The 26,632-nt window shown below is 56.3% G+C and carries 28 protein-coding genes and 3 tRNA genes; 18 read left to right on the top strand and 13 right to left on the bottom strand.

What is annotated here, in order from left to right:
- On the top strand, positions 1-186 hold a 186-nt coding region (locus EGK14_RS21575), incomplete at its 5' end, for a hypothetical protein (RefSeq protein ID WP_233598463.1).
- A gap of 156 nt (positions 187-342) precedes the next feature.
- Positions 343-2,109 (top strand): bifunctional glucose-1-phosphatase/inositol phosphatase, encoded by a 1,767-nt coding sequence (gene agp, locus EGK14_RS08565; RefSeq protein WP_125288674.1) that lies wholly within the window; start codon positions 343-345, stop codon positions 2,107-2,109.
- Positions 2,110-2,210: 101 nt separating this feature from the next.
- Here agp and EGK14_RS08560 read toward each other — a convergent pair whose 3' ends face one another.
- From EGK14_RS08560 to wrbA, 3 genes are all read right to left on the bottom strand, one after another.
- The gene (locus EGK14_RS08560; RefSeq protein ID WP_125288673.1) at positions 2,211-3,584 is read right to left on the bottom strand and encodes an NAD-dependent succinate-semialdehyde dehydrogenase; all 1,374 of its coding nucleotides are present in this window, start codon (positions 3,582-3,584) and stop codon (positions 2,211-2,213) included.
- Between the two features lie 147 nt (positions 3,585-3,731).
- Positions 3,732-3,962 (bottom strand): YccJ family protein, encoded by a 231-nt coding sequence (locus EGK14_RS08555; RefSeq protein ID WP_125288672.1) that lies wholly within the window; start codon positions 3,960-3,962, stop codon positions 3,732-3,734.
- Positions 3,963-3,984: 22 nt separating this feature from the next.
- Positions 3,985-4,584 carry an NAD(P)H:quinone oxidoreductase gene (wrbA, locus tag EGK14_RS08550; RefSeq protein WP_125288671.1) on the bottom strand — a complete coding sequence of 200 codons (600 nt, stop codon included), beginning with the start codon at positions 4,582-4,584 and terminating at the stop codon, positions 3,985-3,987.
- A gap of 340 nt (positions 4,585-4,924) precedes the next feature.
- Here wrbA and EGK14_RS08545 point away from each other — a divergent pair, with 340 nt between their 5' ends.
- Together EGK14_RS08545 and EGK14_RS08540 are read left to right on the top strand one after the other, a co-directional pair.
- Positions 4,925-5,107 carry a general stress protein gene (locus EGK14_RS08545; RefSeq protein ID WP_125288670.1) on the top strand — a complete coding sequence of 61 codons (183 nt, stop codon included), beginning with the start codon at positions 4,925-4,927 and terminating at the stop codon, positions 5,105-5,107.
- Between the two features lie 113 nt (positions 5,108-5,220).
- On the top strand, positions 5,221-6,132 hold the full coding sequence (locus tag EGK14_RS08540) for a DMT family transporter (RefSeq protein WP_125288669.1): 912 nt from the start codon (positions 5,221-5,223) through the stop codon (positions 6,130-6,132).
- Here EGK14_RS08540 and rutG read toward each other — a convergent pair.
- The 7 genes from rutG to rutA are packed head-to-tail and all read right to left on the bottom strand — an operon-like array spanning position 6,129 to position 11,668.
- Complete coding sequence (gene rutG / locus EGK14_RS08535) at positions 6,129-7,448, bottom strand: pyrimidine utilization transport protein G (protein ID WP_125288668.1); 1,320 nt, start codon at positions 7,446-7,448, stop codon at positions 6,129-6,131. The genes EGK14_RS08540 and rutG overlap by 4 nt on opposite strands.
- 43 nt (positions 7,449-7,491) lie before the next feature.
- Positions 7,492-8,016 (bottom strand): NADH-dependent FMN reductase RutF, encoded by a 525-nt coding sequence (gene rutF / locus EGK14_RS08530; protein WP_125288667.1) that lies wholly within the window; start codon positions 8,014-8,016, stop codon positions 7,492-7,494.
- 9 nt (positions 8,017-8,025) lie between these two features.
- Complete coding sequence (locus EGK14_RS08525; RefSeq protein WP_125288666.1) at positions 8,026-8,616, bottom strand: malonic semialdehyde reductase; 591 nt, start codon at positions 8,614-8,616, stop codon at positions 8,026-8,028.
- Positions 8,601-9,419, bottom strand: coding sequence for a pyrimidine utilization protein D (gene rutD / locus EGK14_RS08520; RefSeq protein ID WP_125288665.1), 819 nt, complete (start codon positions 9,417-9,419; stop codon positions 8,601-8,603). Before rutD ends, EGK14_RS08525 begins: the two co-directional genes overlap by 16 nt.
- 10 nt (positions 9,420-9,429) lie before the next feature.
- A complete protein-coding gene (gene rutC, locus EGK14_RS08515) occupies positions 9,430-9,816 on the bottom strand; it encodes a pyrimidine utilization protein C (RefSeq protein WP_125288664.1) in 387 nt (128 codons plus the stop codon).
- Positions 9,817-9,830: 14 nt separating this feature from the next.
- Positions 9,831-10,577 (bottom strand): pyrimidine utilization protein B, encoded by a 747-nt coding sequence (rutB, locus tag EGK14_RS08510; protein ID WP_125288663.1) that lies wholly within the window; start codon positions 10,575-10,577, stop codon positions 9,831-9,833.
- On the bottom strand, positions 10,577-11,668 hold the full coding sequence (gene rutA / locus EGK14_RS08505; protein ID WP_125288662.1) for a pyrimidine utilization protein A: 1,092 nt from the start codon (positions 11,666-11,668) through the stop codon (positions 10,577-10,579). Before rutA ends, rutB begins: the two co-directional genes overlap by 1 nt.
- A 267-nt stretch (positions 11,669-11,935) precedes the next feature.
- Between rutA and rutR the strand changes: the two genes are divergently transcribed.
- Positions 11,936-12,574 carry an HTH-type transcriptional regulator RutR gene (gene rutR / locus EGK14_RS08500; RefSeq protein WP_233598462.1) on the top strand — a complete coding sequence of 213 codons (639 nt, stop codon included), beginning with the start codon at positions 11,936-11,938 and terminating at the stop codon, positions 12,572-12,574.
- A gap of 32 nt (positions 12,575-12,606) precedes the next feature.
- Here rutR and cycA read toward each other — a convergent pair whose 3' ends face one another.
- The gene (cycA, locus tag EGK14_RS08495; RefSeq protein ID WP_125288660.1) at positions 12,607-13,998 is read right to left on the bottom strand and encodes a D-serine/D-alanine/glycine transporter; all 1,392 of its coding nucleotides are present in this window, start codon (positions 13,996-13,998) and stop codon (positions 12,607-12,609) included.
- A 263-nt stretch (positions 13,999-14,261) separates the two neighbouring features.
- Here cycA and EGK14_RS08490 point away from each other — a divergent pair, with 263 nt between their 5' ends.
- The 3 genes from EGK14_RS08490 to EGK14_RS08480 all read left to right on the top strand — a co-directional run bounded on the left by EGK14_RS08490 (position 14,262) and on the right by EGK14_RS08480 (position 17,033).
- Positions 14,262-14,960 (top strand): extensin family protein, encoded by a 699-nt coding sequence (locus tag EGK14_RS08490; protein ID WP_370256155.1) that lies wholly within the window; start codon positions 14,262-14,264, stop codon positions 14,958-14,960.
- A gap of 595 nt (positions 14,961-15,555) precedes the next feature.
- The gene (gene sdiA, locus EGK14_RS08485; protein ID WP_233598461.1) at positions 15,556-16,302 is read left to right on the top strand and encodes a transcriptional regulator SdiA; all 747 of its coding nucleotides are present in this window, start codon (positions 15,556-15,558) and stop codon (positions 16,300-16,302) included.
- Between the two features lie 125 nt (positions 16,303-16,427).
- The gene (locus tag EGK14_RS08480) at positions 16,428-17,033 is read left to right on the top strand and encodes an autoinducer synthase (protein ID WP_125288884.1); all 606 of its coding nucleotides are present in this window, start codon (positions 16,428-16,430) and stop codon (positions 17,031-17,033) included.
- Here the strand turns inward: EGK14_RS08480 and EGK14_RS08475 are convergent.
- A complete protein-coding gene (locus EGK14_RS08475) occupies positions 17,030-17,368 on the bottom strand; it encodes a GlpM family protein (RefSeq protein ID WP_125288659.1) in 339 nt (112 codons plus the stop codon). The two genes, EGK14_RS08480 and EGK14_RS08475, sit on opposite strands and share 4 nt — an antisense overlap.
- Positions 17,369-17,444: 76 nt before the next feature.
- Positions 17,445-17,669: a DUF2594 family protein gene (locus EGK14_RS08470; RefSeq protein WP_125288658.1), complete on the bottom strand. Its 225-nt coding sequence runs from the start codon at positions 17,667-17,669 to the stop codon at positions 17,445-17,447.
- A 237-nt stretch (positions 17,670-17,906) separates the two neighbouring features.
- Between EGK14_RS08470 and uvrY the strand changes: the two genes are divergently transcribed.
- The 10 genes from uvrY to EGK14_RS08420 all read left to right on the top strand — a co-directional run bounded on the left by uvrY (position 17,907) and on the right by EGK14_RS08420 (position 26,437).
- Positions 17,907-18,566 (top strand): UvrY/SirA/GacA family response regulator transcription factor, encoded by a 660-nt coding sequence (gene uvrY / locus EGK14_RS08465; protein ID WP_125288657.1) that lies wholly within the window; start codon positions 17,907-17,909, stop codon positions 18,564-18,566.
- A complete protein-coding gene (gene uvrC / locus EGK14_RS08460; protein ID WP_125288656.1) occupies positions 18,559-20,391 on the top strand; it encodes an excinuclease ABC subunit UvrC in 1,833 nt (610 codons plus the stop codon). Before uvrY ends, uvrC begins: the two co-directional genes overlap by 8 nt.
- 71 nt (positions 20,392-20,462) lie before the next feature.
- Complete coding sequence (gene pgsA, locus EGK14_RS08455) at positions 20,463-21,011, top strand: CDP-diacylglycerol--glycerol-3-phosphate 3-phosphatidyltransferase (RefSeq protein ID WP_125288655.1); 549 nt, start codon at positions 20,463-20,465, stop codon at positions 21,009-21,011.
- A gap of 153 nt (positions 21,012-21,164) precedes the next feature.
- Positions 21,165-21,240: transfer RNA gene (locus tag EGK14_RS08450), tRNA-Gly, on the top strand.
- 42 nt (positions 21,241-21,282) lie between these two features.
- Positions 21,283-21,356, top strand: a tRNA-Cys gene (locus EGK14_RS08445).
- Between the two features lie 12 nt (positions 21,357-21,368).
- Positions 21,369-21,454, top strand: a tRNA-Leu gene (locus tag EGK14_RS08440).
- Between the two features lie 391 nt (positions 21,455-21,845).
- The gene (locus EGK14_RS08435) at positions 21,846-22,277 is read left to right on the top strand and encodes a MarR family winged helix-turn-helix transcriptional regulator (protein ID WP_125288654.1); all 432 of its coding nucleotides are present in this window, start codon (positions 21,846-21,848) and stop codon (positions 22,275-22,277) included.
- 61 nt (positions 22,278-22,338) lie between these two features.
- Positions 22,339-23,970: an MFS transporter gene (locus EGK14_RS08430; RefSeq protein ID WP_370256228.1), complete on the top strand. Its 1,632-nt coding sequence runs from the start codon at positions 22,339-22,341 to the stop codon at positions 23,968-23,970.
- Positions 23,967-25,049 carry an HlyD family secretion protein gene (locus EGK14_RS08425; protein WP_125288652.1) on the top strand — a complete coding sequence of 361 codons (1,083 nt, stop codon included), beginning with the start codon at positions 23,967-23,969 and terminating at the stop codon, positions 25,047-25,049. Before EGK14_RS08430 ends, EGK14_RS08425 begins: the two co-directional genes overlap by 4 nt.
- Positions 25,046-26,437: an efflux transporter outer membrane subunit gene (locus EGK14_RS08420; RefSeq protein ID WP_125288651.1), complete on the top strand. Its 1,392-nt coding sequence runs from the start codon at positions 25,046-25,048 to the stop codon at positions 26,435-26,437. Before EGK14_RS08425 ends, EGK14_RS08420 begins: the two co-directional genes overlap by 4 nt.
- Positions 26,438-26,632 lie beyond the last annotated feature (195 nt).

The raw sequence follows: 26,632 nt of genomic DNA, 5'->3' as shown, positions 1-26,632 counted from the left end.
CCGGTCTTGAAAACCGGCGACGGGAAACCGTTCGAGAGTTCGAATCTCTCCTCCTCCGCCATCAAATTTAACGGGTCGGCAATTGCCGGCCCGTTTTGCTTCCTGCTTCCTGAGCCTGTTCTGCCGGACAATTATCAGACTTACGAAAAACATCCCGTTTCTTTTCAATCTCCTGATGCGCCGTAACGGCAAAGACGTTAGTCTGCTATATTCTCAACACGAATAATGCCCGGTCCCGGCCCCATTTTGCCGTGCGGCGGCGAGCTTTCCGACGTCCGCCTTTTGCCGCACGTATCGCTTTGCTGGCCGGGTGATTTACCCTTGGATCAATGGAAAAAACACATGATTAAAAAGTATAGTCTTTGCGCGCTGGCGGTCTGCTCGGCTCTGACCAGCCTCTCCGCTTTCGCCGCCGACGATAACTATCAGCTTGAACAGGTGTTAATGATGAGCCGCCATAATCTTCGGGCGCCGCTGGCCGACAACGGCAGCGTGCTGGCGCAGTCGACGAAGAAGAAGTGGCCGCAGTGGGACGTACCGGGCGGCCAGCTCACGACGAAAGGTGGCGTGCTGGAAGTTTATATGGGACGCTATACCCGCGAATGGCTGGCTCAGCAAGGGTTGATCAAAGAGGACCAGTGTCCGGGCAGCGATGAAATATACGCCTATGCCAATAGCCTGCAGCGTACTGTTGCTACGGCGCAGTACTTTATTACCGGCGCTTTCCCCGGCTGCGACGTCGCGGTTTCCCATCAGGATGAAATGGGAACCATGGATCCCGTCTTCAATCCGATTATTACCGACGGCAGCGAAGCCTTTAACCAGCAGGCGCTGACCGCGATGAACAGCACGGCCGAAAAGCTGACGCTGAAGCCAGCGTTCCAGCGGCTGGAGAAAATCATTGATTACAAAAACTCGCCGGCCTGCGATGGCAAAAAACAGTGCGATCTGAGCAGCACCAACCAGAACAAATTTTTTGCGGAAAACGGTAAAGAGCCAACGGTAAGCGGCCCGTTAAAGGTGGGCAACTCGCTGGTTGACGCCTTTACCCTGCAATATTATGAAGGTCTGCCGACCGACCAGGTCGCCTGGGGACAGATTAAAACCCCTGAGCAGTGGAAAGAGCTGTCGGCGATCAAAAATGGCTATCAGGATACGCTGTTTACCTCGCCGCAGGTGGCGCGCGACGTAGCGGCGCCGCTGGTCGATTATATTCGCAGCCTGCTGGTGGATGAAGATAAAGCCAGCGCGCCGAAGGTCACGCTGATGGTGGGGCACGATTCCAACATCGCCTCGCTGCTGAGCGCGCTGGATTTTAAAGCCTACACGCTGCCAGGCCAGTTCGAACGTACGCCAATCGGCGGCATGATCCAGTTCCAGCGCTGGCACGACAAGAAAAACAATCAGGAGCTGGTGAAGGTGGAATACGTTTACCAGAGCAGCGACCAGCTGCGCGACGCGACGCCGCTTTCTCTGGATACGCCGCCAAAACGCGTGACGCTTGAGATGAACGGCTGTAAGACCGACGCCAACGGCTTTTGCTCATGGGATCAGTTTACTCAGGTATTGAATAAAGCCATTGCCGGTACGCCAATGGCGGCAGCCCAGGCGACAGCCGCCAGTGATAAGGCCGCGGCCGATAAAGCGGCGCAGGCCAAAGTCTCTGCGGATAAAGCGGCAGCGGACAAAGCCGAAGCGGATAAAGCGGCAGCCGAAAAAGTAGCGAAAGAAAAAGCCGCACAGGAGAAAGCCGCCGGCGACAAAGCGACCGCCGATAAGGCCGCCGCCGATAAAGCGGCAGCGGACAAAGCCGCGAAAGCGAAAGCCTCGGCGGAGAAAGCCGCAGCGGATAAAGCGGCCGCCGATAAAGCCGCTGCTGATAAAGCGGCAGCAAAGCAGGCGTCTGACAAAGCTGCAGCGGACAGTGCCGCGGCAAAACAGGCCGCTGAGGAGAAAGCTGCGAACAATAAAGCCGCCGCGGATAAAGCTGATGCGGAAAAGGCGTCAGCCAACGCCGCGCCGGTGGATAACAACGCGGCCGATACCGCCAGCAAGCCTGCGGACGACAAAGCGGCTCCGGCAGCGCAGACGGAAAATAAATCTTCCTGATGGCGGGCGAAAAAAAGACCGGCTGATTGCCGGTCTTATCGTACTCTGTCAAAACAGAATGATTTCAGGCCGACGCTGTCGGCCTTTTTTACGTCTGGCGATCAGCCTTTGCTGACCACCACCAGTTTCTGGTTTACAAACTCTTTGATACCCAGATCGGACAGCTCGCGGCCGTAGCCTGAGCGTTTCACGCCGCCAAAAGGTAATTCTGGCGCGGTATCGCTGGCGGAGTTGATATAAACCATACCGGTTTCAATACGCGAGGCCAGGGTTTTGCCGCGTTCGATGTTGCTGGTAAAGACCGAGCCGCCAAGACCGTAATGCGAATCGTTGGCCAGCTTCACCACTTCCTCATCATCTTTTACGACGTAGATTTGCGCCACCGGGCCAAAAAACTCTTCAAAGTAAGCCGGATTATCGCGGGTAATGCCGGAAAGAATTGTCGGCTCATAGAAACAGCCTTCGCCTTCTACCGCCTTGCCGCCCAGATGCAGCTTCGCGCCTTTAGCTACCGCATTTTCTACCTGCTTAACCAGCGTATCGCGCGCGCTGGCGGAAGAGAGTGGGCCAAGCGTGGTGCTTTTATCCAGCGGATCGCCGATCTTCACTTCGCGGAACGCCTGAGTGAATTTTTCGATAAAGGCATCGGCCACTTTTTCCTGCACGATAAAGCGTTTAGCGGCGGTGCAAACCTGGCCGCAGTTGCTCAGACGCGCGCCGACGCCAGCCTTCACTGCTTTATCCAGATCGCAGTCGTCCAGCACGACGAAGACGTCGTTACCGCCCAGCTCCAGCGTGGTTTTTTTCAGGTATTTACCGGCCTGCTGTGCGACGGCGCTGCCCGCGCGCTCGGAACCGGTCAGGGCCGCACCCTGCACGCGATCGTCAGCAATCAGCGAGGCGATCTGATCGTTGCTGACGAAAAGATTAGTCCAGGCGCCTTTTGGCGCGCCGGCTTCCGTTACCAGCTCTTCAAACAGCGTGGCGCAGTGCGGCACGTTAGCGGCATGTTTCGCCAGCACCGGGTTGCCGGCAGCAAGGTTAGGCGCCAGCACGCGCATCAGCTGGTAGTAAGGGAAGTTCCACGGCTCTACGGCCACCAGCACGCCGATGGGGTGATTTTCCACCCAGGCTTCGCCCAAATCGGTAGGATAAGAAGTTGGGGCAAGGAAACGCTCGGCGTTTTCCGCATAGTAACGAGCAATCTTCGCGCAAAGTTGCACTTCGCCACGGCTTTGCTCAATCAGTTTGCCCATTTCGATACTGGCGGTTTTTGCCAGTTCGTCCACGCGGCTGTCGATCAGGTCGGCCAGCTTCGCCAGCACCTGAAGGCGCGGCTGGATTGGGCCTTTGGACCAGGATGAATGATAAAGGTCGTCGGCGGTTTTCAGCGCGGCTTCCACCTGCCGATCGTCATGCTCCGGCCAGGATTTAATCAGTTCGTTATTGGCAGGATTGATGGTTTTATAGGACATGGTGGCTCCTTCTCAAGGCCGTCAGGCTAAATGGTGAGAATAAGCGTAGTAGAGGATTTATTGATTTAACAAGGCGGAAGGGTGTCAGTTTGTGCTGTGCAACGCGACGAAACAGCAGAATGCACTGCTGTTTCGCCGCAGTGGAGGTTAGACGTTTTTACGCTCGACCGGGACGTTATCCCAGGTCAGCACGTCCTGATCGGTTTTTTCAAACGCGCGCATCAGAACTTCATCATTACCCTGTTGCTCCCAAATTCCCTCGGCGAGCTTCTCATCGTAGTTCGCCACTTCAAAAATGGCTTCGGCAATTTCAGGCGAGGTGGAACGAATACTTGCCCATTCTCCCACTCGATGTTCTTTAGATTGTTGCGTAGCCATACTGTTCTCCTGTGAGTTGAGGTTATCCGTTCAGTTTTACCGCCAGTCCGGCGACATATTCACCCTGATAGCGGGCAATATTCAGTTCATCTTCGCTGGGCTGACGCGAGCCATCACCGCCAGCGAACGTGGTAGCGCCGTAAGGCGTGCCGCCACGAACCTGTGAAATATCAAACAGCTCTTTCGTACCGTACCCAACAGGTACGATAACCATGCCGTGATGAGCAAGTGTAGTCCAGGTTGAGGTAATCGTCTGTTCCTGGCCGCCGCCGGTGCCGGTAGAAGCGAAAACGCTGGCGATTTTGCCGTACAGGGCGCCGGATGCCCAAAGGCCGCCGGTGCGGTCAAGGAAGGTGCGCATTTGTCCGGACATATTGCCAAAGCGTGTCGGCGTGCCGAACAGAATAGCGTCGTACTGCGGTAGCTCATCCGGCGTGGCTTCGACCGCATCCTGATCGGTTTTGCCGCCGACCTGCGCAAAACGCTCAGCGTTCATGGTTTCAGGCACGCGTTTCAGGGTCACTTCCGCGCCGCTGACGCGTCGTGCGCCTTCCGCTACCGCTTTCGCCATAGTTTCCACATGTCCGTACATCGAATGGTAAAGCACTAAAATTTTGGCCATCGTTCACTCCCTGAGTAGGTGGTTTTAAACAGCGTTCGGTAAAAAAGTATAGATGAAGCTGCTGCAGCCTGCCGAAACGCAAAATGCGAGGGATAAAAACCGGTACATTCCAGAAAGTGCTCTAAATAAATATTAGATTTAATAATATGATTTTCAGCAATTTTTAGCCGTAAAAACGCCTGGTAAACCTGCTTTTTGATAAAATAATTCGCGCTTCGCGTCGATAATCTATGCTTAATAACGGGACGGTGAACAGAAAGAACGGCCACCGTTGCCCGGGTGAAGCCACAGGCTCACCGTGTGAATGCAGTATGATGGCTTAACTATTCGGAGGTAAGAAATGGCAGAACATCGTGGTGGATCTGGAAATTTCGCTGAAGACCGTAAAAGAGCATCAGAAGCAGGCCGTAAAGGCGGCAAGGCCAGCGGCGGCAATTTTAAAAATGACCCGCAGCGCGCTTCACAGGCCGGGGAAAAAGGAGGACGCAACAGCCGGGGCAGTCGCGACAAGACCTCCGGTTAGTCCATCCTTACGTCGCCGGGGCGACCCGGCGGCGTGATCGTCGTTTAACTTTTTCTGATTGATTCCGACAGCAACCCTTGCCACACTGCGCCAAAAATTTATACGAGCGCGCTATGTCTTTCCTTTCCCGCTACAAATTTTCCCTCAGCTCGCAGGAGCTGGTGCTGATGCTGATTACCATGGTCTGGGGCGGTACCTTTTTGGCCGTGCACCATGCCATGACCGTCAGCGGCCCTTTCTTTTTCGTTGGCCTGCGTTTTGCCACGGCGGCGGCGCTGTTGGCCCTGGTCGCGCGAAAGTCGCTGCGTGGCCTGACGCTGGCGGAATGCAAGGCCGGAGCGGCCATCGGCGTCGCTATCAGCGGCGGCTACGGCCTGCAAACCTGGGGAATGCAAACCATTGAGAGCAGCCAGTCCGCCTTTATCACCGCCCTGTATGTGCCGCTGGTGCCGCTGCTACAGTGGTTTTTCCTGCGGCGCATGCCGGGCGTGATGGCCTGGATCGGTATCGTGCTGGCGTTTAGCGGTCTGATGCTGCTTGCCGGGCCGAAAAGCGGATCGCTTTCGTTCAGCGCCGGGGAAACGGCGACGCTGCTCAGCACGCTGGCTATCGCAGGCGAGATCATTTTAATCAGCGCCAGCGCGGGCAAAGTCGACGTCAAAAGAGTTACCGTTGTGCAGCTGGCAGCGGCCTCGCTTTGCTCTTTTATGCTGATGGTGCCCAACGGCGAAACGGTACCGCCTTCTTCACCTTATTTATGGTATAGCGCGCTGGGGCTGGGTGCGGCCAGTGCATTGATTCAGGTCACCATGAACTGGGCGCAGCGCAGCGTATCGCCTACCCGGGCGACGGTTATCTATGCGGGCGAACCGGTTTGGGCTGGTATTGTTGGAAGGGTGGCGGGCGAGCGGCTGCCTGGCGTTGCGCTATTCGGCGGCGCGCTGATTGTCGCTGGCGTGTTGATTAGCGAACTCAAGCTAAAAAAGCGGGCGAAGCGGCCTTCACCCACTGAGAGACAAAACTAGCTTTGTTGCCTTGCCACATCGTTCAGCGCGGCGGCGCGGCGGCGGCTGAGTATGGCGTTAAGGATAATCGCGCCGAAGGTCGCCGTGCCGATCCCGCCCATGGTAAAGCTGCCGATCTTCAGCGCAAAATCGCCTGCGCCCAGCACCAGCGTAACGGCAACCATAATCAGATTGCCGTTCTGGCCTAAATCGACGTTATTCTGCACCCAGATACGCGCGCCGGCCACGGCAATCAGGCCGAATACCACGATAGAGGCGCCGCCGATGACGGGCGCGGGAATGGTATGGATCAGCGCGCCGAACTTGGGTGAAAAACCCAGCAGAATGGCGATAACCGCCGCCGCCACAAACACCAACGTCGAATAGACTTTCGTCACCGCCATCACGCCGATATTTTCGGCATAGGTGGTCACGCCGCTGCCGCCCAGGCCACCTGAAAGCATGGTCGCCAGCCCGTCACCGACAAAGGCTCTGCCCATCCACGGATCGAGGTTTTTACCGGTCATACCCGCGACTGCTTTAAGATGCCCCAGGTTTTCCGCTACCAGAATGATCGCCACCGGCGCGATGGTAAACATCGCCTGGCTGTTAAAAATCGGCGCGGTCGTGGTTGGCAGGCCAAACCAGGGCGCGCTGGCAATAAGGCCGAAGTCCACCGGTTTGCCCAGGCCGAAGCCGTTGGTCAGCAGCGCATAAAGTGCCCAGGCCGCCATCAGCCCCACCAGCAGCAGCAGCCGCTGCACCATGCCGCGCGTAAAGACGGCCGTCAGACCAATGCAGATCACGGTCATCACGGCGATCCAGCTGTCGAACATGGAAGAGGAGACGCTGCGAACCGCAATCGGCGCCAGGTTCAGGCCGATCGCCATCACCACCGCGCCCGTCACCACCGGCGGCATGAGTTTTTCAATCCAGCGCGTGCCCGCCTTCATCACCACCACGCCGATAAGCGTATACAGCAGGCCGCAGGCGATAATACCGCCCAGCGCGACGCCAAGATGCTGATTGACACCCTGGCCGTTAAAGCCGGTGACCGCAATCACTACGCCGACAAAAGCCGCGCTGGAGCCAAGATAGCTGGGCACGCGCCCGCCGGTAATCAGAAAGAACAGCAGGGTGCCGACGCCGGACATCATGACCGAAAGATTGGGATCGAGCCCCATCAGCAGCGGCATCAGCACGGTGGCGCCGAACATCGCGACCGCGTGCTGTAGTCCCATAATAATTGTCTGGCCCGGCGGTAGCGTTTCATCAGGGGCCACAAGGCCCGTGGCGGACACCGACTGCCGCCATCGGGGAAACCAGGAATCAGCCATCGTCTTCTCCAGAGAAGTGAATCAGTAGCCGCCGGAGCGGGGATCAGGCATCCCGCCGCGCCAGGTGGTGGTAGCCGCGATCGAACCAGATCAGGCCGTGAGTCTGGTCGTTGCAGACCAGCGCGTGGATTTCACAGATCAACACGTCATGCGTACCGACGCTGGCGACTTGCGTAACGTGACAGTCAAACGATGCCACCGCGCCCGCAAGCACCGGTGAACCCGTGCTCAGCGTTGTCCAGTCGGAAGCCTGAAAGCGCGCCTCCATCGGGGTTTTGCCGCCAAACAGAGCGGAGAGTTCCTCGTGTCCGGCTGCCAGCGTATTGACACAAAGCTGGCGGTTCGCATTGAACACTTCATAAACGGACGCGGCGCGATTCAGACAAACCAGCAGCGTCGGCGGCGAATCGGTCACGCTGCAAACGGCGGAAGCGGTAAAACCGGCGCGTCCCGCAGGGCCGTCGGTGGTAATGATGTTTACCGCCGCGCCCAGGCGCGCCATCGCGTTGCGAAACGACTGTTTTTCCACGCCCGACACGACTTCAGGCATTAACGTATCCACAGACATAACTCCCCCTTATACAAGCGTGCAGGCATCGGCAAAAGACAGCCTTGGCAGCCGCGCATAGACTTTGCTCGCGTCGCCATAGCCAATATTGACTAATAAATTACTTTTCCAGCCGCTGTCGGCGAAGAAGGCGGTATCGACCATCGTCCGGTCAAAGCCGGACATCGGGCCGGTATCCAGGCCAAGCGCGCGGCAGGCGCTAATCAGATAGGCCGCCTGAAGCGAACTGTTGCGAAAGGCCGTCTCTTCCGCCAGCGCCGGGCTGCTGGTAAACCAGGCTTTGGCGTCGGCATGAGGAAACAGCATGGGTAGCTGCTCGTAAAAAGCCGGATCCCAGGCGACGATAGCCGTCACCGGCGCGGTCAGGGTTTTTTCCAGATTGCCGCTGGAAAGAGCAGGCTTCAGCTTCGCTTTGCCTTCCGCGCTACGCACAAAACAGAAGCGGGCCGGGCTGCAGTTGGCCGAGGTTGGCCCCATTCTGATCAAATCATAAATTTCAGCAAGCTGCTGGTCGCTGACGGGACGATCCTGCCAGCCATTGTAAGTGCGCGCGGCGGTGAACAGCGTCGCCAGCGCGGTCGAATTCAGGGCTTCTGCCATAGCGGCTCCGGGGAAAAGTGGGCGGGCGCAGTTTCGTCCAGCCAGGTCAGTAAAAGGGTGTTAAAGGCGGCGCTTTCCGTCACGCTCATGGCATGACCGCCGCCAGGCATCGTCTCCAGCGTGGCGTTCGGCAGCGCCTCGTACAGTTTTTGCGAACAGATTGACGGCACCAGCAGATCATCCTGCGAACAGATCACCAGCGTCGGCTGGGTAATCTGCCCGGCCTGTTGCGTAAAGTCGCAGCTCATCAACGCCTGCAGGCGGCGAAGCAAATTTTCGGTACCCTGAAAATGCGCGTTATGCAGCGCGTCTTCCGCTTCGATACGCGCTTCGTTTTCCGCCAGCCAGGCGGCAGGATAGAGAAACAGCGGCTGTGCGCGAACGTAAGCCTCCACGCCGACGTTCAGCAGCAGATCCTGACGAACCTGAAAACAGCGGCGGGTATGGGCGTCAAGCCGCAGCCAGCCGTTAACGATCGCCAGCCGCGCTACGCGTTCGGGATAGTCGAGCGCCAGCTGCATCGCCACCATGCCGCCCAGCGCGTGACCGATAATATCGAAGCGGACGATGTCACGCGCCGCCAGCGCCGAGAGCAGCTCTTCGGCCATATCGCGCATGCTGTAGCCAGCGGGCAGCGTATCCGGACTGCGCCCGGTGCCGCGCTGATCGTAAGTGACCACGCGGTACGCCTTGCGCAGTTCGGCGAGCTGTGGCTGCCAGAAGCTGCCCAGGCCGCCCAGGCCGGCAGAGAGCACCAGCGTGGGTGCAGAAGGCTGCGTCAGGCCGGAAATTTCAAGATGCATGGCGCCTCCGTTAGCTGCCGATATGCGCGATTGACGCGATTTCCACCAGCGCGTCCGGCTTTACCAGCCCGCACTGAATACAGAAGCGCGCGGGTTTTTCGCCGGGGAAATAGTCGGCGTAAACCCGGTTGATCTCGCCATAGTTGCTCCAGTCGGTCAGGAAGATGGAGTTAAACGTGACGTCAGCCAGGGTGCCGCCCGCGGTTTCGATAACGCTTTTGATCGTCTCCAGCACGTGCCGCGTTTGTGCCGCCGCATCGCCGACGTGCACCACGTTGTTGTCACCATCGAAAGGCAAGGTGCCGGAGACATAGACCACGCCGTCGGCCAGCGTGCCGGGCACGAAAGGCGCAATGGGCACGCCGGTGCCCGGCGGAGTAATAATCGTTTTTGGCATCGTTTTCTCCCGCCTCAGGCCGTTTGTTTTTGCGCAACGCTGGCGGTTTGCAGCGCGGTGCAGAAAGTTTCTACGTTGCTTACCCAGCCAAAAAAGGTTTCGATGTTAAAAATGGCGGCCTGCTGGGCGAAAAGCGGGCCGGCCTGATAGGTGGCGTCTTCCAGCACCACACCGAAATATTCCAGGAAAAACCCATCACGCAGCGTCGATTCCACGCAGACATTCGTGGCAATGCCGCTAAAGATCAGATGGCGAATGCCGCGGCTGCGCAGCATGCTGTCCAGCGGCGTATTAAAGAAGCCGCTGTAGCGCGGTTTCGGCAGCACGATATCGCCGGGCTGCGGCTGAAGCTGGTCGACCAGCTCATAGTCCCAGCTGCCTTTCGCCAGCAGCGTACCCGCCAGCTCGGGCCGGTTGCGCATCGTTTTCAGCGCGTTGGATTTATGCCAGTTTGGCGAGCCAGGGCCGCCTGCCTCCACGTACTGGTCGTCCCAGCCGTTCTGAAACCAGATAATCTGGATCCCGGCATCCCGCGCCGCCTTCACGGCGACGGCGATTTTTTCAATAACCGGCGCGGTGGCGGAAACGTCAAACCCGGCCAGATCCAGATAGCCGCCGGTGGTGGCATAGGCATTTTGCATATCCACCACGATCAGCGCGGTCTGCTCAGGCGGGAAAGCGATGGCTTCCGGACGCGCGGGCAGGGTAACGCTGTTTTTCGTGGCGGCGGTGGTGCAGATCACGGTTTCTTGCAGGCTCATCAGGCTACCTCTTTAGCGGACAGCGCAATATGGCTGCGGCAGGACATCAGCGGCTGAATACGCTCGCCGAAATTTTCAATTCCCTGCAGGAAATCATCGAAGGTCAGCAGCACGCCCTGGGTACCGGGCACGGTAGCCACCTCGTCCAACATGCGCGCCACGTTGGCGTAAGAACCAACCAGCGTGCCCATATTGATATTGACCGCTGAGGTAGGATCGGCCATCTGACGCACGTTGGTATCGCTGCCGGAGCGCTTGTCCTGCTGGCTTTGCGTGGTAAGCCAGGCCAGCGCCTCTTCATCTGCGCCGTCTTTGTAGCGATCCCATTTCTCGCGGGCAGCCTCGTCGGTTTCATCGGCGATGACCATAAACAGCACGTAGGAGCCGACATCGCGACCGGCAAGGTCCGCAGCGCTTTTCATACGGGCGGCGGTTGGGGCAAAGGCAGTCGGCGTATTGACGCCTTTGCCGAAGCAGAAGTTGTAATCGGCATGCTGCGCGGAGAAAGCCATGCCGGCGTCACTCTGGCCTGCGCAAATCACCTTCATCGAGCTTTGCGGCTGCGGGCTGACGCGACAGTCGTTCATGGTAAAGAATTCGCCTTTCAGGTCAGATTTGCCGGTGCCCCATAAATCGCGCAACACGGTGACGTATTCGGTCAGGTAGTCGTAGCGACGCGCGAAGTAGTCATCGCCGGGCCAGATGCCCATCTGCTCATATTCAGGCTTCTGCCAGCCGGTCACCAGATTGACGCCGAAGCGGCCGCCGGAAATCGAATCCACGGTCGCGGCCATTCTTGCTACTATGGCTGGCGGCAGCGTCAGCGTGGCTGCAGTAGCATAAATTTCGATGCGGGAAGTCACGGCGGCCAGGCCAGCCATCAGGGTGAAGGATTCCAGGTTATGATCCCAGAACTCGGTTTTGCCGCCAAAGCCGCGCAGTTTGATCATCGACAGCGCGAAATCAAACTGATAATGCTCCGCCTTGAGAACGATAGCCTTGTTCAGTTCAAAAGTCGGCTTGTACTGCGGAGCCGTGGTAGAGATCAACCAGCCGTTGTTGCCGATAGGGATAAAAACACCAACTTTCATGGGAATACCTCATAGTTAACGGTGACGGTCCGCGCTGCGTTGCTTCCCTGCTCCCTGTTGAGCGGCGCAGGCAAAGAATTGCAAAGGCTGTGCCACTTTACAAAAAAGGCTATGATTCAATCAGTTGGAAAATTTGTGTTAAAGTATTGTGGAGCATTTGGTCCGAAACAGACCATTTGGTAAAAATTTATGCACAAAAAGCAGGCGGACGTGAGCGAAAAAAGTGCACGGTGGCAAGACGCCCGCCGATTAAAGGATGGAGTTACGGTGAATTCTGCAAAATCCCCCGCGCCGACCCGGCGTTCTAAAGCCGTTGCCGCCAAGCGGGCGGCTATCCTGGCGGCGGCGCTTGAGCTGTTTTCTCTTTATGGTCTGCACGGCACTAGTCTGGACAAGGTGGCGGAGGGAGCGGATGTTTCAAAAACCAATCTGCTTTACTACTTTCCTTCAAAAGAAGCGCTCTATATTGCGGTGCTTAAGGAGATCCTGGACGTCTGGCTGGCGCCGCTGCGCGCGCTGCGCAGCGAGCAGGAGCCGCTGGTGGCTATACGTGACTATATCCGGCTGAAGCTGGAAGTCTCGCGTGATCATCCGCAGGCCTCGCGGCTGTTTTGTCTGGAGATGCTACAGGGCGCACCGCTGCTGAAAGCGGAGCTGGAAGGCGACCTGAAAGTGCTGGTAGAGGAGAAATCACAAATCGTGAAAGGCTGGATAGAAGCGGGCAGGCTGGCGGCGGTAGAGCCGCATCATTTGATTTTTATGCTGTGGGCAACCACGCAGCACTATGCGGATTTCGCCAGCCAGGTCGAGGCCGTTACGGGACGCACGCTCAACGACGAGGCTTTTTTCCTGGAAACGGTAGAAAACGTGCAGCGCATGGTGATTGAAGGCATCCGCGTCCGCTAAAAAAAACGGGCCGTAGAGGCCCGTTCTGACTGTTAACGCTGTTTGCGTTGACGTAGCCACCAGCCGATGCCGAGCATCACAAACCACAGCGGCGTTACCATCAGCGCCTGGCGGGTATCTTCCTGTAGCGACAGCAGCACCAGCACAAAGGCGAAGAAGGCCAGACAGACCCAGCACATCACCTTGCCAAGCGGCATCTTATAGACGGATTCGGCATGCAGCTGCGGGCGCTGCTTGCGGTAGGCCAGGTAAGAGCAAAGGATAATTGACCAGACGAACATAAACAGGATTGCGGAGACGGTGGTCACCAGCGTAAAGACCTTCATCACGTTCGGGATCAGGTAAATCAGCGCTACGCCGCCCAGCAGGCAGAAGCAGGAGAAGAAAAGGCCGGTAGTCGGCACCGCGCGTCGCGACAGCTTGCCGAAGCGTGGATGGGCGACGCCCTGCTGCGCCAGACCGTAGAGCATACGGCTGGTGGAGAAAATACCGCTGTTAGCCGAAGAAGCGGCGGAGGTCAGCACCACAAAGTTAACGATGCTGGCTGCCGCCGGCAGGCCAATCAGCATAAACATTTCCACAAACGGACTGCGGTCGGCCACGACCTGCGTCCACGGCGTAACGGCCATGATCACCAGCAGCGCAAAGACATAAAACATAATGATGCGCAGCGGGATAGCGTTAATCGCGCGCGGCAGGACTTTCTTCGGATCGTGTGTTTCCGCAGCGGCCGTGCCTACCAGCTCAATACCGACAAAGGCGAACACCGCAATCTGGAAGCCGGCAAAAAAGCCGCTCATACCTTTCGGAAACAGGCCGCCATGATCCCAGATATTGCTCAGTGCCGCCGTGCCGCCGCCCGGTGAAGGGTAGTGCATAGCGACCAGCACAATGCCGGTAACGATCAGCGCGACAATAGCCACTATCTTGATGATGGCAAACCAGAACTCCAGCTCGCCGAACAGTTTCACCGTGGCGATATTCAGCGTCAGGAAAACGGCGATGCAGAGCAGGGCGCTCATGCCGACCGAGAAGCTGGGGAACCATAGCTGGAAATAAGAGCTGATAGCGACCACGTCCGCAATACCGGTAACCACCCAGCAGAACCAGTAGGTCCAGCCGGTAAAATAACCCGCCCAGGGGCCCAACAGATCGGCGGCAAAATCGCCGAAAGATTTATATTCAAGGTTGGAGAGCAGCAGTTCGCCCATCGCCCGCATCACGAAAAACAGCATAAAGCCGATGATCATATAGACGAAAACAATCGACGGGCCGGCAAGACTGATGGTTTTACCGGAGCCCATAAACAGGCCGGTGCCGATAGCGCCGCCGATTGCAATAAGCTGAATATGCCGGTTATGTAAGTTGCGCCGCAGCTCGCCGGGCGCCTCCTCCTGAAGAGGCTTTTTCAATTGGTCAACCATAACGAGAAGTTATCCTGTAGATGTTGTGTCAGCTCTGAGGGCTGTTATTCAGTCAATATGCGTCGGCAAGCTGTTGTATTACCGCGCTCTTTGAAAAATGCGGCATGAAACCGCCATCGTTTTTCCGTTTAGGGGCGCAAATCTTAACGTAAAAGCGCGTGGCTGGCAGGTAAAGTTATTCACAGTTGGTTCGATCGCACAAAAACGCCGCTACACTCATTATTCGGCAAAATGGGGCCGATGGAGCGGCAAGAAGGGAGGAGATGATGAAAGCACTGATTGGCGCAGGCATCATTATTCTGCTGACGTTGCTGATAACGCCGTGGCTGCAAAAAAATCTGCCGTCGGCCTGGAACCCCTTTACGCCGCTGAACGTCACCGACGCGCCGGGCTGGATCACCCGCTATAAGTTAAAGCGGCTGCAAAACGATCCCGAAGCCTGTATGGCGGCACTACAGCGAGCGAAGGAAGGCGGCTATATCCGTTTCAGCCGTGTCCGGCCCGTTGAGGGAAATTGTCCGCTTGCGGATCCGGTGCGCGTACAGGGTTTCGGCGATGTGCGCCTCAGCGCCTCATTTCTGGCCAGCTGCTCGCTGGCGCTCTCTACCACGATGTTTATCACGGCGGCAAAACCACTGGCGGCTGCGCAGCTCGGCTCACCGCTGACGCGTGTCGATCATGTCGGCAGCTACGCCTGTAGAAATATTTATCACCGTGCCACAGGCAGGCTAAGCGAACATGCCACGGCGGAAGCGCTGGACGTGGCCGGTTTTCGTTTACAGGACGGCAGACAAATTACCGTGCAGAAGACGTGGGGGCAGCAGCGCCCCGAGGCGATATGGCTACGACAAGTTTTTCAGCAAAGCTGCGCCTGGTATGGTAATTCACTGGGCCCGGATTACAACCGCGCCCACGCCTCGCATTTTCATTTGGGTATGCGAGGATTTGGCGTCTGTCGGTGACCGGCCGATGCCGTATTTCCAAATCAGGTAAAAGCACGTTCTCGCCATTTGAGGGCAAAAAAAGACGTACTACAACCGTAATTAATAATTATCCTAAAGACAAATTTCCGTTTTCTATGCTTTAATTTGCTTTAAATCAAAAGGTTATAATAATTATTGCCGCCGTATCAAATTATTTTCCTACAGGCATCTCTTTTAAGCAGTAGATCTTCAGCAGGATTTAAAATCGACCCATAAAAGCGCATGATTGAATATTTCCAGGAAAAATCTTATTCTTGTTTCTTAAAAGAGGCATTGGGCGGGTATAAGGTAACTTTCTGGCTGATGGCTGATGGCTGATGGCTGATGGCTGATGGCTGATGGCTGATGGCTGATGGTGGATGGTGGATAGCTACGGCTGCCGGCGTCACCAGACGCAACTACGCAGCATTTTTTAATTTAAAAGGTTACCGCTATGCCTGCGATTTTCAGACAATCAGGAACACCTTTTCTTGTTATTATCCCGCAACGTAAGCATAAATAGTGGGCATTAATTCTTGCCCTATATGACCTGGTATTCAGAATTGACCCTAAATTTACAGCAGGATGTGGACTGATGCCTCATCCATCCGAGGCAGCAATGGCTACTGGAAACTATTTCAGCTGGTGTAAGGAAACCGAAGCGGCTTTCCTTGAGGTCACAGATACGACTGAAATAATGCGACTGCTTGCCCAACACACGCTGGATCTGGGGCTAAATTTCTATGCGCTATATATACGCCACCCTGTTCCTTTTACTCGCCCTAAAATATTTGTTTTTTCCAACTATCCTGAAAGGTGGGTGCGCAAATGGCAGGAAGAAAATTTTTCGGAAATTGATCCGATCATTCGCTATTGCCAGGTACCGGGCACTTTGCTGCTGTGGAACGATCCGGTGGTCAAGGAAGGACGAAAAGTGTTCGATGCCGCTAAAGAGTTTGGTATTCGTTCCGGGTTTTCCTGCTCCAGGATAGCCAGAAATCGGGTCGTCGGCATTTTGTCGATGGCGTCAGGTAAATCTTTTAAAAAGTCAGCGCTATGCGCTGAAAAACAACTTAAGCTCCAGTTTTTGTCGGACCGGATACTTGATGCTTTACAGCGCGTAAAGGATCGTTCGCTCAGCGTAATGACGATGCCTTTAAGCCAGCGGGAACGAGAAATACTCAAATGGACAGCAGAAGGCAAAACCGCAGCGGAGATCTCACTGATCCTGTCCATTTCAACACATACTGTGAATTTTCATCAAAAAAATATGCAAAGAAAGTTCAATGCGCCAAATAAAACGCAGGTGGCTTCTTACGCCGCCGCGATTGGTCTACTTTAAACGAATCATAGCTACCAATTTTAGTAGTTTCGTATTGCCGGTCGGTTGTCTACCCTGCGCCTGGGGTTGCCAGTCCTGAGCCACATGGAAAGGCATTCAGCGGTGAATGCAACAGAGGATTAATGATGAAGATTATCCAGACCAAGCTAAGGGACATGCCCTCGTCTTTGCTGGCAGAATTAGGAAGTTATCGCTACAGCGTTTTCGCTCGGGGCGAAGGATGGTCGATTCCATCGCGTTTAAGCACGCCTGGCCAGGAGTACGATCGCTTTGACCGCTCGGATGTGGTCTGGTTAATCGCCTGGACCGCACAGCAGGGTATTTGCGGCTGCGCTCGCCTGATGGAATGGAAGGACAGGGAAAACGGCGAGAAGCGCCAGCAGGCTATCTGGGAAATGTCGCGTTTTTCCGCCCGTCTGGATGTTGACCCTGAGCTACCCTTGAGCATTCTCTGGCACAGCGTGCAGCTGGCCGAACAGTCGGGCGTTGAATACCTTTATAGCGCGGCTACGCCAATGCTGGAAAGAATGTTCGAGCAGCATCTGGTGATCTATGAACCCTTAACGGCAGGCGTCATTCAGTCTGAAGATAATCTTTTCGCCGTTCGGATCCCGGTAAACCAGCCTAATCTGGCGGAAAAATTCCGTGGCGCGCGTCGTTTCAGCCCTGAAGAGGTGCTGCCGACGCTGGGCGTATCCGTCAGCTGGAGCGGAAGAGGGCGTCAGGCTTAAGCCTGACTGCGCGCCCACAGCGTAATCAGCAGCCACGCGGCCAGACACCAGCACCCCACGGCGCCGCCAAGCGCCAGGGGAAGCCGCATCATGCCGACAAAATACCAGAGCGTCAGCAGATAGATAAAATAGGGAATGATGGCCCACATACCAAAGATAATGGTAGTGCGCAGGGCCTCAATGCCGCGTTCGCTGGCTACGATATAATGGGCAATCAGAGCGAAAGTAGGGAAGAGCGGCAGCAGGCCGGCCAGATAATAGCTGCGCGTTTTAGATAAAATACCGATCAAAACGACAACCAGCGCGCCTAAAACAGCTTTAAGAATTAAGCCCATTGTTCCCTTAAGTCACTGGTGAGTTAAACGAGCCCCACGCTGACGGGCAAACAATGGGCTACATTGCCGCAGGCAATTATTGGCGGTAAGCCTGCTTAATTTGACTAATCGTGCTACTGAATACGTCCGCCTGCTGGCGATCCGTCAGCTGAGCAATATATTTTTCCATGTTAATAATTACCTTACCGGCATCGGCTTGGCCCATACCTTTCAACATAAATGTAACCAGCGCTTTCATGCAGGCCATCTCTTCGGCCAAAGTTTGCGTATCTTTACTGGTTGAAAAATCAGTGTCGCTCATGTTTTCTCCTGGTTTTTTTATTAACGGATCGGCTGCGCGATTTTTGGTGTTGATAATACATTTAAGTAACGAGTATATCATATTTACCCCATCTATACAGGCACCTGGCGACCACGGCGCGGAATATGACCCGGGGGTACAGGCGTTTATTTATGTTCTAACGGCAATCAAAAAGAGGTAAAATCGACCATCTGTAACTGATTCATTCCCCGGTTAATACCCATTTGGAGAGGCCTTTTGATACGCGTTCTTCTTGTTGACGACCATGAGCTGGTGCGGGCTGGTATTCGGCGCATACTGGAAGACATCAAAGGTTTCCAGGTCGTTGGCGAAGCCTGCTGCGGCGAGGAAGCAGTGAAATGGTGCCGCAGCAATGATGTTGACGTCGTTCTGATGGATATGAACATGCCCGGTATTGGCGGGCTTGAGGCAACGCGAAAAATTGTGCGCTACAGCCCGGATGTGAAAATCATTATGCTGACCATTCATACCGAAAACCCGCTGCCCGCCAGGGTAATGCAGGCGGGGGCGGCCGGCTATCTCAGCAAGGGCGCTGCGCCGCAGGAAGTGGTCAGCGCGATACGGCAGGTTAACGCCGGACAACGCTATATCGCCTCGGATATCGCCCAGCAGATGGCCCTCAGCCAGATCGAGCCGCAAAAAACGGAGTCGCCTTTTGATTGTTTGTCGGAACGCGAATTACAGATTATGCTGATGATCACCAGGGGCCAGAAAGTGGCAGATATTTCCGAACAGCTTAGCCTGAGTCCGAAGACCGTTAACAGCTATCGCTACCGTATGTTCAGCAAGCTGAACATCAGCGGCGACGTCGAGTTAACGCATCTGGCTATCCGGCACGGGCTGTTCAATGCGGAGTCGTTAACCAGTAGTGAATGATGTTTTTGATGCCAAATCTTTCCTGAAAACGGTCACCAGCCAGCCAGGCGTCTATCGCATGTATGATGCTGGCGGCACGGTTATCTACGTCGGTAAAGCCAAAGATTTAAAAAAACGCCTGTCCAGCTACTTTCGCGGCAATCTGGGCAGCCGAAAAACCGAAGCGCTGGTCGCCAGCATTCATCAGATAGACGTGACGGTCACCCATACCGAAACCGAAGCGCTGCTGCTTGAACATAACTACATCAAGCTGTATCAGCCGCGCTATAACGTCCTGCTGCGTGATGACAAATCCTATCCCTATATTTTCCTCAGCGCGGATGAACATCCTCGGCTGGCCAGCCATCGCGGCGCCAAGCACGCCAAAGGCGAATATTTTGGGCCTTTCCCTAACGGCTATGCGGTGCGGGAAACGCTGTCGCTGCTGCAGAAAATATTCCCGATCCGCCAGTGCGAAAACAGCGTATATCGCAACCGCTCCCGTCCGTGCCTGCAATATCAGATCGGGCGCTGCCTTGGGCCGTGCGTGGCGGGGTTGGTTAGCGAAGAAGAGTATGCGCAACAGACCGACTATGTACGGCTGTTCCTCTCCGGCAAAGACGATCAGGTGCTTAAACAGCTGATTAGCCGTATGGAGGACGCCAGCCAGGCGCTGAAATTTGAGGAAGCAGGGCGGCTGCGCGACCAGATCCAGGCGGTACGGCGCGTAACCGAACGGCAGTTCGTTTCCAATAACGGCGACGATCTGGATGTTATTGGCGTCGCTTTCGATGCCGGGATGGCCTGTCTGCACGTACTGTTTATCCGCCAGGGCAAAGTGCTGGGCAGCCGCAGCTACTTCCCTAAAGTGCCGGGCGGTACCGATATCGCCGAAGTGGTGCAGACGTTTGTCGGGCAGTTCTACCTACAGGGCAGCCAGGCGCGCACGCTGCCTGCTGATATTCTGCTGGACTTCGCGCTGCCGGAAAAAGATCTGTTAGCGGCATCGCTGAGCGAAATGGCCGGCAGAAAAGTTTCTATTCAGAGTAATCCGCGCGGCGATCGCGCTCGCTACCTGAAGCTGGCAAGAACTAATGCCAGCTCCGCGCTGGTTAGCCGTCTTTCGCAGCAGTCCACTATTCACCAGCGCTTACAGGCGTTAAGCGAAGTACTGGATCTGCCGGAGATCAAACGGATGGAATGCTTTGATATCAGCCATACCATGGGTGAGCAGACGGTCGCTTCCTGTGTGGTTTTCGACAGCAATGGCCCGCTACGCTCTGAATATCGGCGCTATAACATCACCGGCATTACGCCGGGCGATGATTATGCGGCCATGAATCAGGTGCTGCGCCGTCGCTATGGCAAAGAGCTGGAAGAGAGTAAAATTCCAGACCTGATCCTGATCGATGGCGGTAAAGGCCAGCTGGCGCAGGCGAAAGCCGTGTTTGCGGAACTGGAGGTCGGCTGGGATAAAGATCGGCCGATCCTGCTGGGCGTGGCCAAAGGCAGCGATCGCAAAGCCGGGCTGGAAACGCTGTTCTTCGAGCCGGAAGGGGAGGGGTTCTCTCTGCCGCCCGACTCGCCAGCGCTGCATGTCATCCAGCATATTCGTGACGACTCTCACAATCATGCAATTACCGGTCATCGCAATAAACGGGCGAAAGTTAAAAATACCAGCGCGCTGGAAAGCATTGAGGGCATAGGGCCTAAACGTCGTCAAATGCTGCTTAAATACATGGGCGGTCTGCAGCCGCTGATGAACGCTTCGGTCGAGGAGATTGCTCGGGTGCCTGGCATTTCGCAGGCGCTGGCGGAGAAAATCTTTTATTCGCTGAAACACTAAGCATTGCGTTGGCTAAGGCATTGTAGGAACATAGGGACAAATTCTACTCTGCCCAGACAGTTAGCGTACCTATGCATTTTAATATTCCGACCTTACTTACTCTGCTTCGTGTCGCGTTGATCCCTTTCTTTGTATTGGCTTTTTATCTGCCGTTTGAATGGGCGCCGCTGGTTTGCGCACTGATCTTTATCGTGGCGGCGATCACCGACTGGTTCGACGGCTGGCTGGCGCGTCGCTGGAAACAAACCACGCGTTTTGGCGCGTTTCTCGATCCGGTTGCGGACAAAGTGATGGTGGCTATTGCGCTGGTTCTGGTGGCCGGGCATTTCCATGAATGGTGGATTACGCTACCGGCGGCTACGATGATCGCGCGGGAAATTATTATCTCGGCGCTGCGCGAGTGGATGGCGGAAATCGGCAAACGCAGCAGCGTGGCCGTCTCGTGGATCGGCAAAGTGAAAACGACGGCGCAGATGCTGGCGCTTTTTGCGCTGCTGTGGCGTCCGGATCGCGTGGTAGAAGGCATCGGCGTGGCGGCGCTCTACGTAGCCGCCGTCCTCACTTTCTGGTCGATGTATCAGTATTTGAGCGCGGCACGCGGCGATCTGCTCGAACGGTGATCAATGCGATTTAAAAAGCAGCAAACGAGAAAAAAGTGCGGATATTTGTGTTGACTCATTTCGTCCAGTCAGTAGAATGCAACGCATCGAAAGGCAGCTGAGTCGCCAGAAGATAAAGTAAATCAGCAAGTTCTGTTAAGAACGCTGAAAAATGCGGGAATAGCTCAGTTGGTAGAGCACGACCTTGCCAAGGTCGGGGTCGCGAGTTCGAGTCTCGTTTCCCGCTCCAGATTTAGCAGCCAGCGTAGCGCTGGCAGCAAAGCAGAATAAAGGCGCGTTGGCAGAGTGGCCATGCAGCGGATTGCAAATCCGCCTACCTCGGTTCGACTCCGGGACGCGCCTCCACTTTACACCCATGCCCGGGTGGTGAAATCGGTAGACACAAGGGATTTAAAATCCCTCGGCTTATGGCTGTGCGGGTTCAAGTCCCGCCCCGGGCACCACGCTTTGACTACCGATTAAAACAAATAAAAACAAGCACTTTGTGCAATGTCGTGAAGCCGCCGCAAGGCGGTTTTTTTGTGCCTGAAAAACTCGCCTGGCATCATTTTTTGTGGGTGAATGGCTATTTATTTTTCCCGATCCCCCGGCACGTTACTATTCGCGTTTTTCTGTCATAGCGGTCGGTCCGGGTGATTTATCTCCTTGCCATGCTGATTTTTTCCTGGCGATTTCATCCCATCGCGACAAGCAGACGGCTTGCCGTGCGGGCGTAGCGCCTGTTTTGCGATAATTTTCCCATGACCACGGCAAACCGCTTTCTGTCGACTATGATCCTTGATTATAATCATGCTCTGTTTTTTGTTAGCAACCTAATTATCAGGCTTCTATATATTGAATATTCAGGATCTCACCTTTTCCCGGCTGCTTCACCTGACCGCTCAGGCCTGGCGGCAGGCCATCGATCGTCGCGTGAAAGAAGATGGTTTAACCACCAGCAGCTGGATGGCGATAGCGACGCTGGCGACGCAAACTGCGCCCGTCAGCCAAAAAGAGCTGGCGCTGGCGCTGGGCCTGGAAGAGGCGACAATTGTTCCGCTGGTCGATCGGCTGGTTAAACAACAGCTGGTGGTGCGAACGCAGCCGCCGGAAGATCGCCGCAAACGTCTGGTCGCCATTACACCAGCGGGAACGACCCTGCATCAGCAGCTGGCGGGCGAGATAGAAAAGCTGCGTAACGAGCTGCTGGCGACCATCAGCCGCGACGAATTAATTGTCGCACAGCGAGTGCTGCAAAAACTGTTGAAAGCGACCGAGGCGAAATAGCGTGCGCGGTAACCGTCCCGATCCTTTCGCTCCGCGCGAATGGGCGCCAGGCGAAAAGCCGATGCTGCCCGGATCGCCCTCAACGCCTCTCCATCCCACGCCAAAACGTATCGCTTTTGGTCTGATCGGACTGCTGATTTCCGTTACCGGCGCCCTGAGTAATGCGCTGGTAACGGCGAACCTGAGCAATTTACAGGGCGTGTTCGGCGCCTACAGCAATGAAATAGCCTGGCTGCCTTCGGTTTACGTGATGGGCAATATTTCCATTAACCTGTTGCTGGTGAAATTCCGCCAGCAGTATGGCCTGCGCGCCTTTACCGAAGCCTTTCTGGTGCTATACGCGCTGGTGTCTTTTTTCCATCTACTGGTTAACGATCTCAGCTCGGCGATTATTGTGCGCGCCGCCCATGGCATGGTAGGCGCGGCCCTTAGCTCGCTGGGCATTTATTATCAGGTGCAGGCCTGGCCGGCAAAGCATCGCTTAAAAGCGATGGCTATCGGCCTGGGCGCTTCACAGCTGGCTATCCCGCTGGCGCGCCTCTTTTCCAGCGAGCTGCTGCAGCTGGAACAGTGGCGTGGTCTTTACCTGTTTGAGCTGGGACTGGCGATGATCTGCCTGGGGGCGGTGCTGATCCTGAAGCTGCCGCCTGGCGATCGTATGAAGGTATTTGAAAAGAAGGATTTTTTGACGTTTATGCTGATGGCACCGGGTATGGCGCTGTTTTGCGCGGTGCTGTCGCTGGGGCGCATTGAGTGGTGGACCAGCACGCCGTGGCTGGGCGTGTGTCTTGCGCTCGGACTGGTGCTGGTGATTGCCGCCGTGGTGCTTGAACATAATCGGAGCAATCCCTTAATCAATACGCGCTGGCTACGTACCGGCGCCATTTTCCGTCTTGGCATCGTGATGGTAATGCTGCGCGTGACGCTGGCTGAGCAGAATACCGGCGCTATTGGCTATTTACAGCAGATCGGTCTGCTGAACGATCAGATGCAGGGCCTGGCGCTGGCTATCCTGCTGGGGGTGATTGCCGGGATCGTCACCAGCGCGCTGACCATCAATGTTAAGCATCTTAGCTGGCCGATCGTGGTGTCGCTGCTGTTGATTATCGTAGCTTCGTTGATGGACGCACAGTCCAGCCCTTTGACCCGCGGCAACAATATGTATTTCAGCCAGTTCCTGCTGGGCTTCAGCAGCACCTTCTTTATTGCGCCGGCGCTGCTGCTGAATATCGGCAGCGTAGTGACCCAGCCGAAAAACCTGGTCAGTCTGGTGGTGCTGTTCGGCATGAGCCAAAATCTGGGCGGCCTGATCGGATCGGCGCTGCTGGGAACGTTTCAGGTATGGCGGGAAAAATATCATTCCAGCCTGCTGGGCGATCGGCTCTCCCTGCTGGATCCCAACGTCACCGAGCGGCTGTCGCAATATTCAGGGTTATTCAACAGCCTGATCGGCGATCCCGTTCAGCTCAGCGCGCAGGGCACGGCGCAGCTACAGACGGTAGCTACGCTGCAGGCAAACGTGCTGGCTTACAACGATACCTATCTTCTTACGGCCGGTATGGCCTTTGTCACATTAATCTGGGTACTGTGGCGTCTGTCGCGGCTGCGCTATCTCAACTGGCAGCAGGCCAAACGCGAAGCGGAAGCGGAAAGGCAGATGTTGCAGGCTAATAAAATGATGAGGAATGAATGAGTCAGCAGGAACAGAGCCAGCTCGCCGAGCGTGAACGCAATAACAGGCTACGGATCATCTCTATAGTGACGGGCGCTGGTATTGCTCTGGTCGGGGTACTGGCGATCCTTTATGCCTGGCAGCTGCCGCCTTTCACCAGCTCAGTTCAGTCTACGGAAAACGCCTACGTGCGCGGCCAGGTCACCTTTATCAGTCCGCAGGTCAGCGGCTACGTCACTGCCGTCAACGTGCTGGATTATCAGCCGGTGCGTAAGGGCGAGGTGATGATGACCATTGACGATCGTATTTACCGGCAGCGGGTGCATCAGGCGCAGGCGCAGCTGGCGATCAAAAAGGCGGCGCTGGAGAACAACGTTCAGCAGCGTCGCAGCGCGCAGGCGGTGATCGCCCGTAACCAGGCCGCGTTGGAAAACGCCAAAGCTCAGGCGCTTAAAAGCGGGCTGGATTTAAAGCGCGTCGAGAATCTGGTGTCTGACGGCTCGCTGTCCGTTCGCGAGCGCGATGCCTCCCGCGCCAGCAATGCCCAGACGCTGGCCGAAGTACAGCAGGCGAAAGCCACGCTGGAAGTTTCCCGTCAGGATCTGCAAACCGCGATTGTTAACCATGCCTCAATGGAGGCGGACCTGGCGAACGCGCAGGCGGCACTGGAGCTGGCGCAGATCGATCTGGACAACACCCGCATTATCGCGCCGCGCGACGGTCAGCTGGGACAGATAGCCGTTCGCCTGGGCGCTTACGTGGCGGCAGGCACCCGGCTTACCTCGCTGGTGCCGCCGCAGATGTGGGTAGTCGCCAATATGAAAGAGACGCAGATGGCGCATATCCGGCCTGGCCTGCCCGTGACCTTTACCGTCGACGCGCTGAACGGCGAAACGTATCAGGGCAAAGTCGAATATATTTCGCCTGCGGCCGGTTCGGAGTTCAGCGCGATTTCGCCGGATAACGCCACCGGTAATTTTGTCAAAATCGCCCAGCGTATTCCGGTACGGATAGCCATTACCAGCGAAAAAGTAGAGCGTCTGCGTCCCGGCATGTCTGTGGAGGTGAATATCGATACCGCTGCCGGAGAGTCGAAATGAGGCCTGAGGCGCTGGCGCTGCTGATCGTTATCCTGCTGCCCGTCGGCTGCGCCACCAAAGTCGAAAAGGCGCCGGGAGCGCTGCCCGTTCCGACGCAGTGGCGCCATCAGGCCGGACCTTCCTCGCCCGTAGAAGCCGGATGGTGGCGCGCCTTTGGCGATCGCCATCTGAACGTGCTGGTTGAGCAGGCGCTGAAGCATAATCTGGATATCCTTACCGCTCGCTCCCGCGTCGATCAGTACCGTGCTGAGCTGCGGGCGGCCGAGGGGGATAGCTTTCCCACGCTGAGCGCAGGCGGCTCCGCCAGCCACGCCAGAGCGCTCTCGTCGGTCAGCGGCCAGCCCCATGAATCCGCCGTATTTCAAGGGTTGCTTCAGGCCAATTATGAGGTGGATTTGTGGGGGGCGCGCAGCAGTAACATTGCGGCCGCTGAGTCCTCGCTGGCGGCTATCCAGGCCGCGTCTTCCGCCGCAGAGTTGACCGTAGCCAGCTCGGTGGCATCAGGCTATATGACGCTGCTGGCGCTGGATGAACAGCTGCGCGTAACGGAGGCGACGCTCGCCACGCGTGAGAATTCGCTGCGGCTGGCGCAACGGCAGTTTGAAACCGGCTATACCTCCAGACTGGAATGGGTGCAGTCGCAGTCGGAATACCAGACGGCAAAAGCGCAGATCCCGGTGCTGCGGCATCAGATTGCGCAGCAGGAGAATGCGCTCAGCATTCTGGTGGGGATGAATCCTCGCGAAATCGCCCGACAGGGGCGCTTTAAGCAGGTTGCCCCGCAGCAGCTGCCTTCTCTGCTGCCTTCCGAACTTTTACAGCGGCGTCCGGATATTGTTCAGGCCCAGCGCCTGCTGCTGGCGGCTGACGCCACGCTGGCCTCCTCGAAAGCGCGCCTGCTGCCTTCGCTGAATTTGACGGCCAGCGGCACGCTGCAAAGTGCCGAGGTGCATCAGCTGGCGGATAATCCGTTCCGGCTCTGGAGCATCGGCGGCAGCGTGCTGGCGCCCATCCTCAACCGCGAGGCGCTGACGGCGCAGGTCGATGTCTCTATGGCGGCCCGCAATCAGGCGCTGTTTAACTATGAGAAGGTTGTGCGCAACGCTTTCAGCGAGGTGAATAACGATCTGGATGCTATCGCTCGCTATCAGGAGCAGCTGGCGGAGCTGCAAACCCAGGAGCAGATAGTGAGCGAGGCGCTGCATATTGCCAATAATCGTTATCAGAACGGTTACGCATCCTATCTGGAGGCGCTGGACGCGCAGCGAACGCTGTTCAGCACCCAGCTGAACCTGGTGCAGGTAAAAAATAATTTGCTGCAGGCGCAGATAGATCTTTATCGGGCGCTGGGCGGCGGCTGGCAGGCAGGAGAAACCGGCAGCGGATAAAACCCGGCGCAACGGGTTACTATTCTGACGGTGGCGGTAAGAGTGGCGCTTATCGCTTGTTTTCCCGGCAGGCATAAAGATAATCGCCATCCGAATGATAATGGTTATCAGTCAGGTTGCTGTCATGGAACCGCCAGCCCATACAGGCCGGTTTCACCGTTACTTCAGTCATACGCTGGTGCGACGTTTGTCGCG

Source organism: Erwinia sp. 198, assembly GCF_003937915.1.
Lineage (GTDB): Bacteria > Pseudomonadota > Gammaproteobacteria > Enterobacterales > Enterobacteriaceae > Erwinia > Erwinia aeris.
The sequence above is the reverse complement of the archived record's forward strand: the minus strand, read 5'-3'. Positions and strand labels throughout refer to the sequence as shown.